12 protein-coding genes and 1 pseudogene are annotated in these 12959 nt (G+C 73.1%); 4 read left to right on the forward strand and 9 right to left on the reverse strand.

What is annotated here, in order from left to right:
* Nucleotides 1-85: 85 nt before the first annotated feature.
* The 4 genes and pseudogenes from GA0070215_RS29140 to GA0070215_RS17015 form a co-directional block, all read right to left on the reverse strand.
* Nucleotides 86-324, reverse strand: a pseudogene (locus tag GA0070215_RS29140) (hypothetical protein); the annotation flags it as partial.
* Nucleotides 321-1988, reverse strand: coding sequence for a fumarate hydratase (locus GA0070215_RS17005; protein ID WP_018788672.1), 1668 nt, complete (start codon nt 1986-1988; stop codon nt 321-323). The pseudogene GA0070215_RS29140 and the gene GA0070215_RS17005, both read right to left, overlap by 4 nt.
* Nucleotides 1989-2064: 76 nt before the next feature.
* Nucleotides 2065-3501: an outer membrane protein assembly factor BamB family protein gene (locus GA0070215_RS17010; protein WP_091047254.1), complete on the reverse strand. Its 1437-nt coding sequence runs from the start codon at nt 3499-3501 to the stop codon at nt 2065-2067.
* Nucleotides 3502-3620: 119 nt separating this feature from the next.
* Nucleotides 3621-4109, reverse strand: coding sequence for an Lrp/AsnC family transcriptional regulator (locus GA0070215_RS17015; RefSeq protein WP_091047257.1), 489 nt, complete (start codon nt 4107-4109; stop codon nt 3621-3623).
* Between the two features lie 140 nt (nt 4110-4249).
* Here GA0070215_RS17015 and hppD point away from each other — a divergent pair, with 140 nt between their 5' ends.
* The 4 genes from hppD (at nt 4250) to hisC (ending at nt 8371) form a co-directional block, all read left to right on the forward strand.
* Complete coding sequence (hppD, locus tag GA0070215_RS17020) at nt 4250-5455, forward strand: 4-hydroxyphenylpyruvate dioxygenase (protein WP_018788674.1); 1206 nt, start codon at nt 4250-4252, stop codon at nt 5453-5455.
* A 10-nt stretch (nt 5456-5465) separates the two neighbouring features.
* Nucleotides 5466-6170 carry an RDD family protein gene (locus GA0070215_RS17025; RefSeq protein WP_091047259.1) on the forward strand — a complete coding sequence of 235 codons (705 nt, stop codon included), beginning with the start codon at nt 5466-5468 and terminating at the stop codon, nt 6168-6170.
* A gap of 114 nt (nt 6171-6284) precedes the next feature.
* The gene (locus GA0070215_RS17030) at nt 6285-7271 is read left to right on the forward strand and encodes an RDD family protein (protein WP_091047262.1); all 987 of its coding nucleotides are present in this window, start codon (nt 6285-6287) and stop codon (nt 7269-7271) included.
* Nucleotides 7268-8371: a histidinol-phosphate transaminase gene (gene hisC / locus GA0070215_RS17035; protein ID WP_018788677.1), complete on the forward strand. Its 1104-nt coding sequence runs from the start codon at nt 7268-7270 to the stop codon at nt 8369-8371. The genes GA0070215_RS17030 and hisC overlap by 4 nt, the downstream gene beginning before the upstream one ends.
* Nucleotides 8372-8492: 121 nt before the next feature.
* Here the strand turns inward: hisC and GA0070215_RS17040 are convergent, their stop codons facing one another.
* The 5 genes from GA0070215_RS17040 to GA0070215_RS17060 form a co-directional block, all read right to left on the reverse strand.
* Nucleotides 8493-9746 (reverse strand): outer membrane protein assembly factor BamB family protein, encoded by a 1254-nt coding sequence (locus GA0070215_RS17040; protein WP_018788678.1) that lies wholly within the window; start codon nt 9744-9746, stop codon nt 8493-8495.
* A gap of 67 nt (nt 9747-9813) precedes the next feature.
* Entirely contained in the window at nt 9814-10296 is a 483-nt protein-coding gene (locus GA0070215_RS17045; RefSeq protein WP_018788679.1) for an SRPBCC family protein, read from the reverse strand.
* A 110-nt stretch (nt 10297-10406) separates the two neighbouring features.
* Nucleotides 10407-10616: a DUF397 domain-containing protein gene (locus GA0070215_RS17050; protein ID WP_018788680.1), complete on the reverse strand. Its 210-nt coding sequence runs from the start codon at nt 10614-10616 to the stop codon at nt 10407-10409.
* Between the two features lie 178 nt (nt 10617-10794).
* Nucleotides 10795-11994: a fumarylacetoacetase gene (gene fahA, locus GA0070215_RS17055; protein WP_091047329.1), complete on the reverse strand. Its 1200-nt coding sequence runs from the start codon at nt 11992-11994 to the stop codon at nt 10795-10797.
* 53 nt (nt 11995-12047) lie between these two features.
* Nucleotides 12048-12914, reverse strand: a complete 867-nt coding sequence (locus tag GA0070215_RS17060) for a hypothetical protein (protein WP_167361526.1) — start codon at nt 12912-12914, stop codon at nt 12048-12050.
* Nucleotides 12915-12959 lie beyond the last annotated feature (45 nt).

Here is a 12959-nt window from a genome sequence, read left to right on the forward strand (position 1 = left end):
CGGGCGCCGAGCCGGGTGGCGTCGGTCAGCACCCGCCGGCGCAGGTCCAGCGCGCTGGCGACGTCACCCTGGTCCAGGATGGCGTGTCGGCCGGCAGCCCGAGCGCCGCGAACCGCTGCCGCGACACGCAGATCTGGAACTGGGTCCGTACGGTCGCCGGTGGACGCTCCGCCCTGACGGCGTCGACCAGTTCTCCACCGGTACCACCCGGCCGGGACGCAGCAACAGCATGGCGACCACGGTGCGATCCCGGCCCGCGGTGACGGTGGCTTCGCCACTGCCCGGGAACGTTCCCGGGCACCCCTCGCGTACGTCTGCGGTCAGCGCCGGCCGACGGTGAGCACCGGCTTGGTGACCTCGGCGAAGAAGTCGTTGCCCTTGTCGTCGACGACGATGAAGGCGGGGAAGTCCTCCACCTCGATCTTCCAGACCGCTTCCATGCCCAGCTCGGCGTATTCGAGCACCTCGACGTGCTTGATGCAGTCCTGCGCCAGGCGGGCGGCCGGGCCGCCGATCGAGCCGAGGTAGAAGCCGCCGTGGGCCTGGCAGGAGCGGGTGACCTGGGTGGACCGGTTGCCCTTCGCCAGCATCACCATCGAGCCGCCGGCCGCCTGGAACTTCTCCACGTACGCGTCCATCCGGCCGGCCGTGGTGGGACCGAACGAGCCGGAGGCGTAGCCCTCGGGGGTCTTCGCCGGGCCGGCGTAGTAGACCGCGTGGTCGCGGAGGTACTGCGGCATCGGCTCGCCCGCGTCCAGCCGCTCGGCGATCTTCGCGTGCGCGATGTCCCGCGCGACGACCAGCGGACCGGTCAGGGACAGCCGGGTCTTCACCGGATACTTCGACAGCTCGGCCCGGATCTCGCCCATCGGCCGGTTCAGGTCGACGCGGACGACCTCCTCGGTCTCCAGCGTCTCGTCGGTCACGTCGGGCAGGTAACGCGCCGGATCGGTTTCGAGTCGCTCCAGCCAGACGCCCGACGGGGTGATCTTCGCCACCGCCTGCCGGTCGGCCGAGCAGGAGACCGCGATCGCCACCGGGCACGAGGCGCCGTGCCGGGGCAGCCGGACCACCCGTACGTCGTGGCAGAAGTAGCGCCCGCCGAACTGCGCGCCGATGCCGAAGTTGCGGGTCAGCTCCAGCACCTCGGCCTCCAGCTCCAGGTCACGGAAGCCGTGCGCGCTCATCGAGCCCTGGGTGGGCAGCGCGTCCAGGTATTTCGCGGAGGCGTACTTCGCGGTCTTCAGCGCGTACTCCGCGGAGGTGCCGCCGATGACGACGGCCAGGTGGTACGGCGGGCAGGCCGCGGTGCCGATGAGCCGCAGCTTCTCCTCCAGGAACTGCATCATCCGCGTCGGGTTGAGCAGCGCCTTGGTCTCCTGGTAGAGGTAGGACTTGTTGGCCGAGCCGCCGCCCTTGGCCATGAACAGGAACTTGTACGCGTCGGCGTGGCCGTCCGGGTCCTCGGCGTACAGCTCCACCTGGGCGGGCAGGTTGCTGCCGGTGTTCCGCTCGTCCCACATGGTCAGCGGGGCGAGCTGGGAGTAGCGCAGGTTGAGCCGGGTGTACGCCTGGTAGACGCCGCGCGAGATCGCCTCCGCGTCGGTGCCGTCGGTGAGCACGTGCCGGCCGCGCTTGCCCATCACGATCGCGGTGCCGGTGTCCTGGCACATCGGCAGCACGCCGCCGGCCGCGATGTTCGCGTTGCGCAGCAGGTCGAGCGCGACGAAGCGGTCGTTCGGCGAAGCCGCCGGATCGTCGATGATCGAGCGGAGCTGAGCGAGGTGGGCCGGGCGCAGGAAATGGGCGATGTCGTGCATCGCCTCCGCCGTCAGCGCGGTCAGCGCGCCCGGATCCACGGTGAGGAACCGGCGGCCTCCCGGGCCGTTGACGACGTCCACGCCCTCGTCGGTGACCAGGCGGTATTCGGTCAGGTCGGGACCGGTCGGCAGCAGGGGTGCGTACGAGAAGGCGGCGGCACTGCTCATGACCGAAAAGCCTAGGGCAGAGCCGTCGATCGGTGACACCCGCAGGTGGGTCGTGGGACGACGCTCTCACCCACTGTCACTTGCCGTCGGCGCAGAGTTCCCGTTTCGGCCCGCAACTGCCCTGGTCGTCGGGCGGGCGCCAGCTGCCACCCGGGTCCGGCGCCACCGGCGCGCCGTCCTGGCCCGGCCCGGGCACGTCGCCCGTGCCGGCACCCCAGCGGACGTACCCGATCTCCCGCCCCTCACCGATGATCATGCCGTTCGGGCCGACCGCCAGCGCGTTCGCCGAGGTACGCAGCTCGACCAGCACCCGGCCCTCCCGCGGCTCGACCGCGATCAGCCGGGACGGCTTCTCCTCGCTGATCACCGCCGCGTACGGGGTGAGCGCCGCACCACTCTTGCCGCCCGCCGGCCGGGTCCAGCGGGTCCGGTCGGCCGACAGTTCCCGGCCCAGCAGCGAGCCCTTGTCGGCACTGCGCACCACGGCGTACCGGTCGTCCACGGCGAGCAGCTTCTCGCCGTCCGCGCCGACCTGGAGCAGCCGGCCGTCGTACCCGTCGAGCACCGTCTCACGCCCGTCCGGGGCGACCCCGATGATCACGTTGCGCCCGCCCTGCGGGTCCTCCCGCTGCACGCAGCCGGCGTAGTCGGCGGTGCGCAGGTTGATCCCGGTACGCCGCCACACCTGCTGACCGGTCGCCGGGTCGACGGCGGTCACCGCGTAGTAGCAGCTCCCGTCGCGGGAGGTGGCCGCGATCCGCAGCAGCCGGCCGCCGACCACGGCGAGCCGCTCCTCCCGGCCGGGCTGGACGTTCTGGAGCACCCGGCCGGTGGCGGTGTCCACCACGTGCACCCGTCCGTCGACCGGGAAGCCGAGCAGCGGCGGGACGGACTCCGGCCCGGCCACCCCGCCGTCGATCCGGGTGGCGCCGAGACGCCGGGTGCCGAGGAGTTCCGGGTTGTCGGCGAGCACGCCGCTGTGCACGCCGGGCAGGAACGCGGTCCACAGCGGAGCGGTGCCACGCGGATCCCAGGCGCGCAGCGTGCAGTCGGTGGCCTGCACGCAGTACGCGTCCAGCAGCAGGTTGCGGTAGGTCCAGACGGCTATCGCGCGGTCGTCGCGGCGGCGGGTCACGCCGGTCACCGGGTCGAGCACCTCGTACCCCCTGTCGAGCAGCTTGCCCACGGCGACGACCGACTCGCGGCCGCTGCCCGCGACCGCCGACCAGTCGGCCTTGCGCTCCCACAGCTGGCCGCCGTCGGCGAGGTTGCGCGCCTCGATCCGGGTACGCTGCTCGACGATCACGGTGTCGCCGGCGATGGTGACGCTGCGCGGCGTGCCGCCGACGCGCTGCTGCCAGGCCACGTCCGGCTCGCTGATCGGCTTGCTGCGGTCGACCCAGTCCCACAGCGCCGGAAACGGGTTCCAGACGCCGGTCGCGGCAAGGACGACCACGGTGACGAGCCCGAGCAGCAACCAGCCGCGTATCCCTAGGCCCTTCACACCGCACACGGTAGCGACGATCACCGGTCCCCCGGTCCGCGTGCGGGGCGTGTCGCGGCGCTTCTTGCCCCGGCAGGTGTTAATACGGGGCCCTTCCACCTCCTGAGGCGTTAATAGGGGGCCCTTCCTTACGCGCGGGCGGCGGAGCGGACGAGCGGCAGCGTCCGGTACGGGATCTGCTCGGCCAGCGCGATGATGGTGGACGCCCGGCGGATGCCCTCCGAGGCGACGATCTGGTCGATGACCCGCTGGAGGTCGGTGTTCGACCGGGCGACGATCCGGCAGAGCAGGTCGCTGGAGCCGGTGATGGTGTGTGCCTCCAGCACCTCGGGGATCGCCGCCAGGTGCGCGGTGACCTGGTCGTGGCCGTGCCGCTGGCTGATCTCCAGCGTGACGAAGCTGGTCACCCCGAAGCCGATCGCGGCGGGGGTGATGTCCGGCCCGAACCCGGTGACGACACCCCGGCCGACGAGCTTGTCGAGCCGGGCCTGCACCGTTCCCCGGGCCACACCGAGGCGGCGGGAGCACTCCAGCACACCGATCCGGGGCTCCTCCGCCAGCAGTTCGATCAAGCGGGCGTCCAGCTCGTCGAGCTGTACATCCTGACCAGTGTTCATGGTGCCCTACCGTACCGAATGCACAACCTGACCAGGAATAACGTCGACTGTTGCCCAACTCGCCGCGGTCCGTGGATCCTCGCCGGAAGAGCACATCCACGGCGGCCCACGAGGCCGGCCGGTACGCGAGGGAGGCCACCATGACCCAGGCGATCGACCGACCCCAGTCGACCGAGGAGGTCGACGTCGACGCTCTCGTCGGCGCAGTCGACCACGACATCACCCGCGACCCGTTCCCGGTCAAGGGCATGGACCACGTCCACTTCCTGGTGGGCAACGCCAAGCAGGCCGCGCACTACTACTCCACCGCGTTCGGCATGACCTGCGTGGCGTACCGGGGGCCGGAGCAGGGCTACCGGGACCACGCGCAGTACGTGCTGACCAGCGGTTCGGCCCGCTTCCTGCTGACCGGCGCGGTACGCCCGGACGCCGACGGCGCCGAGCACGTGGCGAAGCACAGCGACGGCGTCTCCGACATCGCGCTGGAGGTGCCGGACGTCGACGCCGCGTACGCGCACGCCGTGGCTCAGGGCGCGACCGGCCTGGTCGAGCCGCACGACGTCAGCGACGAGCACGGCACCGTGCGGATGGCGTCCATCGCCGCGTACGGCGACACCCGGCACAGCCTGATCGACCGGTCCCGCTACACCGGGCCGTTCCTGCCCGGGTTCGTGGCCCGCGGCCCGATCGTGAACCGGCAGCCGATGATCGACGCCGGCATCCAGCCGAAGCGGTTCTTCCAGGCGGTCGACCACGTCGTCGGCAACGTGGAGCTGGGCCGGATGGACGAGTGGGTCGAGTTCTACAAGCGCGTCATGGGCTTCTCGAACATGGCCGAGTTCATCGGCGACGACATCGCCACCGACTACTCGGCGCTGATGAGCAAGGTCGTCGCCAACGGCACCCGCAAGGTGAAGTTCCCGCTCAACGAGCCGGCAGTCGCCCGCAAGAAGTCGCAGATCGACGAGTACCTGGAGTTCTACCAGGGCCCCGGCGCCCAGCACATCGCGGTGGCCACCAACGACATCCTGGCCAGCGTGGACGCCATGCGCGCCGCGGGTGTCGACTTCCTGGAGACCCCGGACTCGTACTACGAGGACCCGGAGCTGCGGGCCCGCATCGGCGAGGTCCGGGTGCCGATCGAGGAGCTTCAGTCCCGCAAGATCCTGGTCGACCGGGACGAGGACGGCTACCTGCTCCAGATCTTCACCAAGCCGGTGCAGGACCGCCCCACCGTCTTCTTCGAGCTGATCGAGCGGCACGGCTCGCTCGGCTTCGGCAAGGGCAACTTCAAGGCCCTGTTCGAAGCGATCGAGCGCGAGCAGGAGAAGCGCGGGAACCTGTAACACTGTCCGCGTGACCCAGCCTCCTCCGAACCCGACGCCGCCGCCCGCCGGTCCTCCACCCGCGGGCGGCGGCTTCGCGCCGCCCGGCGGACCGGCGGTGCCCGCACAGCACGTTCCTCCGGGGTACGCCGGCCCGCCCGGCTACCTGCCGCCCGGGTACGCCCCACCCGGGTACGCCCCGGCGCCCGTCCCGCCCCCGGTGGCGCCGAACGGGCAGCCGCTGGCGAGCTTCGGCGACCGGCTGCTCGCGTACCTGATCGCCACCGCCGTCGCCACGGCGGTGGCGCTGGTGCTGTTCGCGCCGGTCGTCTTCCTGATCTTCTTCCGGATGATCGACGAGGTCGAGCAGGCCGGCCCGGCGGGACCGGACCCGGCGACGTTCTGGACGGACGTCTTCCTGCCGCTGCTCGCCGCCGAGTTCGGGGTCCTGCTGCTGATGCTCGCCTTCTACTGGATCCACCACGTCGAGTACGCCCGCCGGACCGGGCAGACGTTCGGCAAGAAGGTGATGAAGCTGCGGATCGTGCCGGTGCAGCCGGGCGCCGCGCTGACCCGGGGCGTGCTCGGCAAGCGCTGGCTCGTCGAGTTCGCCGGCGGGATGTTCGTGCCGTTCCTCAGCTACCTCGACGGTTTCTGGCAGCTGTGGGACAAGCCCTGGCAGCAGTGCCTCCACGACAAGTTCGCCGGAACGGTCGTCGTTAAGGTTGCCCCGTGAGCGCGAGGAGTGAGCCGGGCCTGCGAGCCCCGCAGTCGCGAACGAGGACGGCATCGTGAGCGCGAGGAGTGAGCCGGTTTTGCGAACCCCGCAGTCGCAAGCTAGGACGGCATCGTGAGTTTGGAACCCGGCTGGTACGTCGACCCCGCCGACACGGCGACCCGCAGGTGGTGGGACGGCGAGGGCTGGATCGGTGCGCCGATCCCGGTCGACGTCACCCCGCCCGACGGTCCGCCGCCCGCCGAACCGGAGCCCGCGCCGGCCACCCCGGCGCCCGCCGCCGACAGGCCGGCCTCCGGTCCCGGCCGCCCCGACGCGACCCCGGCGTCCGGCACGCCGGGCGCGCCGAGCCCGTGGCCGGGCCAGCCGGGCCCGGCGAACCCGTGGCCCGGACAACCGGGCCAGGCGGGACAGCCGGGTCAGACGGGACAGGCCGGGCCGGGCATGCAGGGACCGCCTCCGGGCTGGCCGTACCCGCACTGGCCGGGCGCGCAGCCGATCCCGCGTCCGCACGGACTGCCGCTGGCGTCGTACGGCGTCCGGCTGGTCGCGCGCCTGATCGACCTGGGCATCGTGTTCCTGCTCAACGCCGTGGTCAACGGCTGGTTCGTCTGGCGCTACGTCGAGGCCATCTCCCCGTACCTGCGTGCATCGGTGCGCCAGGCGCTCAACGGTGACACGTCCACCGAGGGGCTGCCCCAGATCGACGACCAGGCCGGCGGCCTCCAGATCGCCATCCTGGTGATCGCCACCGCGCTCTGGTACGCGTACGAGGTGCCGTCGATGGCGGCGCGCGGGCAGACCTTCGGCAAGCGGGTGATGGGCGTCCGCGCGCTGCCGGTCGAGGCGGACCAGCCGCTCGGCTTCGGCCGGGCCACCCGGCGCTGGAGCACGCTCGGCCTGCCGACGCTGCTCTGGTACTGCTGCGGGCTGGGCCTGCTGCTCCAGCTCATCGACGCGATCTCGCCCCTGTTCGACCAACCGCTGCGCCAGGCCCTGCACGACAAGCGGGCGCAGACGGTGGTGGTCCAGCTCCCCCGCAAGCGTGACACCAGTACCGCCCCGCCCGAGAGCGCCGACACCCCGGGAGACACCCCATGACCGAGACCGGACGCCACCAGCCCGCGCTGCGGCTGACCCGCGCCGACCTGGACGCGCTGCCCAACTACGTGCCCGGCCGCAGCCCGGCCGACCTGGCCCGGGAGCTGGGCCTGGCCGAGGCGATCAAGCTGGCCAGCAACGAGGTGCCGTACGGCCCGCTGCCGGGCGTGGTGGAGGCGGTCGCCGAGGCCGTCGCCGGTTCGCACCGCTACCCGGACATGGGCGTGGTGGCGCTGCGCCAGGCGCTCGCCGAGCGGTACGGCGTGGACGCCGACCGGATCGCCACCGGCTGCGGCTCGGTGGCGCTGGCCGAGCACCTGGTCCGCGCCACCTGCCTGCCCGGTGACGAGCTGCTCTACTCGTGGCGCTCGTTCGAGGCGTACCCGATCATCGCAGCGACCAGCGGCGCGACCAGCGTACGGGTGCCGAACGACGCCGGCCACGGGCACGACCTTTCCGCGATGGCGGCGGCGGTGACCGACCGGACCCGGATGGTCCTGGTCTGCAACCCGAACAACCCCACCGGTACGGCGGTGCGCCGGGCCGAGCTGGACCGCTTCCTCGACGCGATGCCGGACGACGTGCTCGTGGTGATCGACGAGGCGTACCGGGAGTTCGTCACCGACCCCGAGGTGCCGGACGGCCTGACCTACCTGGACCGGCCGAACGTGGCGGTGCTGCGCACGCTGTCCAAGGCGTGGGGCCTGGCCGGTCTGCGGATCGGCTGGCTGGTAGCGGCGCCGGAGGTGGCCGCCGCGGTGCGCAAGGTGGTCACCCCGTTCTCCACCAGCATGGCCGCCCAGGCGGGCGCGCTGGCCGCGCTGGCGCAGGCCGACGAGGTGGAGCGGCGCTGCGCGCTTGTCGTAGCCGAGCGGGACCGGGTCACCGAGGCACTGCGCAAGTTCGTCCCGGACGTGCCGGACAGTCAGGCCAACTTCGTCTGGCTGCCGCTGGGCGAGCGGGCGGTGGAGTTCGGCCGGGCGTGCGAGGCGCGCGGCGTGATCGTCCGCCCGTTCCCGGGCGACGGCGTCCGGGTCACCATCGGCACCCCGGCCGAGAACGACGCGTTCCTGGCCGCCGCCGAGGCCGCGCTGGCCTGACCGGGCGCGCCCGGCGCCGGTCCGTCAACCCCCTACGGACCGGCGCCGGGCGTCTTCGTCTAACCGATCCAATAAGAGCACTATAGATGCTTTTGTCCGTTTTTGACGTTGACTCGCCGGATCAGGTCACGGCGAACAGCACCGGTTCCGCCATCAGGAAGTAGCCCTGGTCGTCGTCCTCCGGAGCGGCGCTCTCCCGCAGCCGCTCCACCGCGACGTAGCCGTCCACCGCGTACGCCCGGCCCGGCCGCCAGCCGATCCCGTCCCGTCCCAGGTCGAGCACGAAAGTCGACCGGGTCGTACCGGTTAACGGGTCGACGGTGACCAGTTCCCGCCGGTCCGTCAGCAGGTGCACCCGTCCCGGCTCGGTCGCGAGCACCCGGGCCGGATGGATGTCCGGCCGGCGCCACAGCTCCTCGCCGGTACGCGCCGACCGCCCGACCACCACCGGGCCCGACGTGTCCACCGCCCGCTCGCCGTCGAGCACCGTGTCCGGATGGTCCAGGCCCGGCGCGGCGGCCGGCTCGCCCGGGTCGGTCACCAGCCAGCCCCGACTGCCCGCGCCGTCCGGCCCGGCGGTACGCAGTCCGCGACAACCGGAGTGACCGTCGCGGCAGCCGACCGGCGTGACGACGAGCCGCTCCGGCGCGTCCGGCGGCCGCCAGCGGGTCCGTACGGCACCGGTCGCCGCGTCCCGCAGTTCGACCGTGGCGGGGCCCTCGCAGCGGTCCACGCCGACCAGCTGTCCGCTGGCGGTCGTACCCACGTCGGACCGGCAATCCCGGCTCACGTCCGCACGCCAGAGCCGGCGACCGTCGGTGAGGTCGTACCCGCCCATGCCGCCCGGACCGGTCGCGAGCAGCACCGTCCGCCCGTCGGCCGTACGTGCCACGTGCAGACCGGCCGGATCCCAGACCGTGGCGGCGAAAGTGCGTCGTGGCTCCGGCACGGACCCCGGCTGCGGGCCGTCCGCCCGCCAGGCCACCCGTCCGGTACGCGCGTCGAGCGCCACCAGCTTCCCGTCGGACCAGCGGCTGACCACAGTGGTCCCCTCGGCGAGCACTCCGACCAGCTTCGCCGGCCAGCGGCGGAAGGACCAGAACGGGGTGACCCGGTGCCGGCCGGTGACCGGCTGGTCCGCGTACACCTGACGGGCGCCCGCGTAGACGCGGAGGCGGCCGTCCACGACGAGCGGCGCCACCGGCAGCCGCGCGAGCACCCCCGCGGTCGGCGCGGGCGCCGCCGGGTAGGGCTCCCGGGCTGCGGTGTCGACCTCGGCGGGCGCCAGCACCCGGACGACCACGGCGACCGACGCCGCGACGGCGAGCACCGCCACCAGCGCCACCACGACCCGCTGCCTCGCGGCCTTCGCCATCCGCCACCTCCGCCCCGGCACCCTACCGGCCGCATGCGGGCCGGGTGCGGGGAGCGGCCGGGTCGGCTCAGGCGGCCTCGGTGGATTGGGCGGGACCGGCGGCCAGCGCCAGGTCGGCCAGGTCACGCCGGAGCGCGCCCTCGACCGCGCGGGCCGCCAGGCCGCCGAGGATCAGGGCCAGCACCCGCCCGTACGCCCGGGTCGGCACCGCCTCCTGCTCGACTGTGACCTCGGTGCAGCCACGCCGTCGCCGCTCGACGGTGCGCAGCGTCCAGGTGATCCGGTAGTCGGCACCGGCGCCGCGCGACCCGAGCACGAGGCGGCCGGGCGCGACCGCCTCGAGCACCTCGAACTCCTCCGGCTCGGTGCCGCCGTCCGGCCGGATGCGGGTCTCCCGCCACACGGTGCCCGGCCCGAACCCACCGGCGGCGAGAACCTCGACCGCGTCCACCGCCGAGAGCCAGTCGGCGCGGGCCGGGAGGTCGGTGAGCAGCCGCCACAGGTCGGCGTCCTGCGCTTCGATGGATGCGGAAACCGTCACCGTCGACATGGCACCTCCCGTGTCGTACACGGTACGGGCCGTGACCGGGAAACGGGGAGCCTCCCGGTGACATTTCCATCACCGGTGCCCCGGCGGGGGCACCGGTGTGGCGCAGACGGTCAGCCGCGGAGCGCGCCGCCCCGCAGCGCGGTGACGAACGCGGCCCATCCCGGCGGGCTCACCGCGAGCGCCGGACCGTCCGGGTCCTTGGAGTCGCGTACGCCCACCACGCCGTGCGCGGCGACCACGTTCGTCGCCACCTCGACGCAGAGGCCCTGGTCGTTCGAGCGGCTGCTGGTGCGCCAGACGGCACCGGTCAACTCGGTCATGCTCGGTCCTTCCTGTTCCGGCTTCCGCGGGTACGCCCCCCGACCCGGCACCACCGGCGGCTCCGGTTCGACCGGGAGCCGCCGTCCGGGGCGTACGTGATCCGGAGCGATCAACGCCGAAGGAAACGGCCCCGGTCGCACATCGGGTGCGACCGGGGCCGGTTCGGAAGGTCGGATGTCAGCGGGCCGGCAGGATCGCCCCGGTGACCTCGCCCAGCGCGACTGAGGTGCCGTCCGGCCCGGGCGCGGTGGCGGTGATCGTCACCGTGTCGCCGTCCTCCAGGAACGTCCGCTCGCTGCCGTCGGCGAACTTGACCGGCTCGGATCCGCCCCAGGTCAACTCCAGGAACGACCCGACCTGACCGCGCTGGGGACCGGAGACGGTGCCGGAGGCGTAGAGGTCGCCGGTCCGCAGCGACGCGCCGTTGACGGTGAGGTGCGCGAGCTGCTGCGCCGGAGTCCAGTACATGCCGGCGAACGGCGGCTCGGCGACCCGCTCGCCGTTCCACTCGACCGACAGCGTCAGGTCCAGCCCGAGGCGCGGGGTGTCGCGCAGGTAGTCCTGCACCGGCGGATCCTGGTCGGGCGCGGGCACGAACGCGTCGGCCAGCGCCTCCAGCGGGGTCACCCACGCCGAGACGGAGGTGGCGAACGACTTGCCGAGGAACGGTCCGAGCGGCTGGTACTCCCACGCCTGGATGTCCCGGGCCGACCAGTCGTTCACCAGCACCACGCCGAAGACGTGGTCGGCGAAGTCGGCCACCGGCACCCGCTCGCCGAGCCGGCTCGGCACTCCCACCACGAAGCCCACCTCGGCCTCGATGTCCAGCCGGACCGAGGCGCCGGTGGTCGGGCCCTGCGCGCTGGCCCGCTGGCCGGTCGGGCGGGTCACCGGGGTGCCGGAGACGACCACCGTGCCGGCCCGGCCGTGGTAGCCGATCGGCACGTGCTTCCAGTTCGGCAGCAGCGGCGGCTGCCCCGGCCGGAAGATCTGCCCGACGTTCGAGGCGTGGTGCTCGGAGGAGTAGAAGTCGACGTAGTCGGCCACCTCGAACGGCAGCGCCATCTCGACCTCGCGCAGCGGCACCAGCAGCGGCTCGGCCGTCGCCCGGTGCTCCGCCTCGGTGAGCAGCTCGACGACCCGCTGCCGGACCGCCGTCCACTGCGGGCGGCCGAGCGCCATGAAGGCGTTGAGTGTCGGCTGGCCCAGCGCGCCGCCGGCCAGCACCAGACCGGCGGCCTCCGCGCCGGCCAGGTCCAGCGCGAAGTCACCGATGCGGACGCCGACGCGCGGCTCGTCCTCGCCGTGCCGGAACACCCCGTACGGCAGGTTCGTCACCCCGTACGGCGAGCCCGCCGCCCCTGGTACCCAGGTCATGCCGATCCGACCGGGCATGCCCTCACGGCCCTCGCTCCGCTCGGTGCGTTCGCTCATGCCTCGTAGCCTCCGTTCACCAGCCCCAGCCGGATCAGATCGGTAAGTGGTTCGGAGACGCTGCACGAGCCGTACCCGACCCACAGCGGGCGCTCGGCGTCGCGGTGCGCCCGGGCGGGCTCGACCACGCGTACCGGGTCGGTGGCGGCGAGCAGCTCGGCCACGCCGTCCACCTCGGCGCCCCCGACGGCGGCGAGCGAGGCACCCAGGACGTTGACGAAACCATGGTGGTTGAAGCCGGTCTCCGGGTCGCGGTGCCGGATCGCGTGGTGCAGCCCGGCGGTGAGCTTGAACGGCAGCTTCCGGTCCCGGCAGGCGCAGATCACCGCGGCCAGCTCCACCGGGGTGGGGAACAGCTCGGCGGCGAGCCCGCCGGTACGGAACTTGGCGGCCACCGGCAGCCCGCCGGCGCGCGCCTCGGCGAGCGTGTCGAGCGCGCCCATCAGCCCGAGGGTCAGCGGGATCTCCGCGTACACGGCGGTGCCGTCGAGCCGGCCGGCGAGCGTCATCAGCTCGGACAGCCCGGGTTGCGGGTCCTCGCCGCGCTTGGCCACCGGCGCCTCGATCTGCCGGGCGGTCACCCCGTCGGGCGCGAGCGCGTCCAGCGCCTGCGGGAGCTGGTCCAGACCGGTGTCGCCGATCAACCCGATCACCAGTCCCTCGGCCGGGTCCACCAGGCCGTTGAGCGACCCGCGCTGGATCTCCGAGGCGGGCAGCAGCAGCGGGCCGACCAGGCCGGCGTACCAGGCGGCGCGGTGGGTGCGGTGCGCGGTCACCGCGTCGGGCAGCGCGGCGTTGCCGGGCGGGAAGACCGCCGCGTCGTCCACCAGGCCGGAGAGGAGGCGGGGCACCTGCGTTGACACGAGACAAGAATGTACGGGACGCTACGAGGAACGGACAACAGCGTC

Origin of the sequence: Micromonospora marina (assembly GCF_900091565.1) — a bacterium.
Classification (GTDB): Bacteria; Actinomycetota; Actinomycetes; order Mycobacteriales; family Micromonosporaceae; genus Micromonospora; species Micromonospora marina.

Bases quoted from the DNA above. Each gene is read 5' to 3' on its own strand.
- GA0070215_RS17040 (WP_018788678.1), bottom strand. From the start codon at position 9,746: ATGGCGAAGGCCGCGAGGCAGCGGGTCGTGGTGGCGCTGGTGGCGGTG.
- GA0070215_RS17005 (WP_018788672.1), bottom strand. From the start codon at position 1,988: ATGAGCAGTGCCGCCGCCTTCTCGTACGCACCCCTGCTGCCGACCGGT.
- hppD (WP_018788674.1), top strand. From the start codon at position 4,250: ATGACCCAGGCGATCGACCGACCCCAGTCGACCGAGGAGGTCGACGTC.
- GA0070215_RS17050 (WP_018788680.1), bottom strand. From the start codon at position 10,616: ATGACCGAGTTGACCGGTGCCGTCTGGCGCACCAGCAGCCGCTCGAAC.
- hisC (WP_018788677.1), top strand. From the start codon at position 7,268: ATGACCGAGACCGGACGCCACCAGCCCGCGCTGCGGCTGACCCGCGCC.
- GA0070215_RS17015 (WP_091047257.1), bottom strand. From the start codon at position 4,109: ATGAACACTGGTCAGGATGTACAGCTCGACGAGCTGGACGCCCGCTTG.
- GA0070215_RS17045 (WP_018788679.1), bottom strand. From the start codon at position 10,296: ATGTCGACGGTGACGGTTTCCGCATCCATCGAAGCGCAGGACGCCGAC.
- fahA (WP_091047329.1), bottom strand. From the start codon at position 11,994: ATGACCTGGGTACCAGGGGCGGCGGGCTCGCCGTACGGGGTGACGAAC.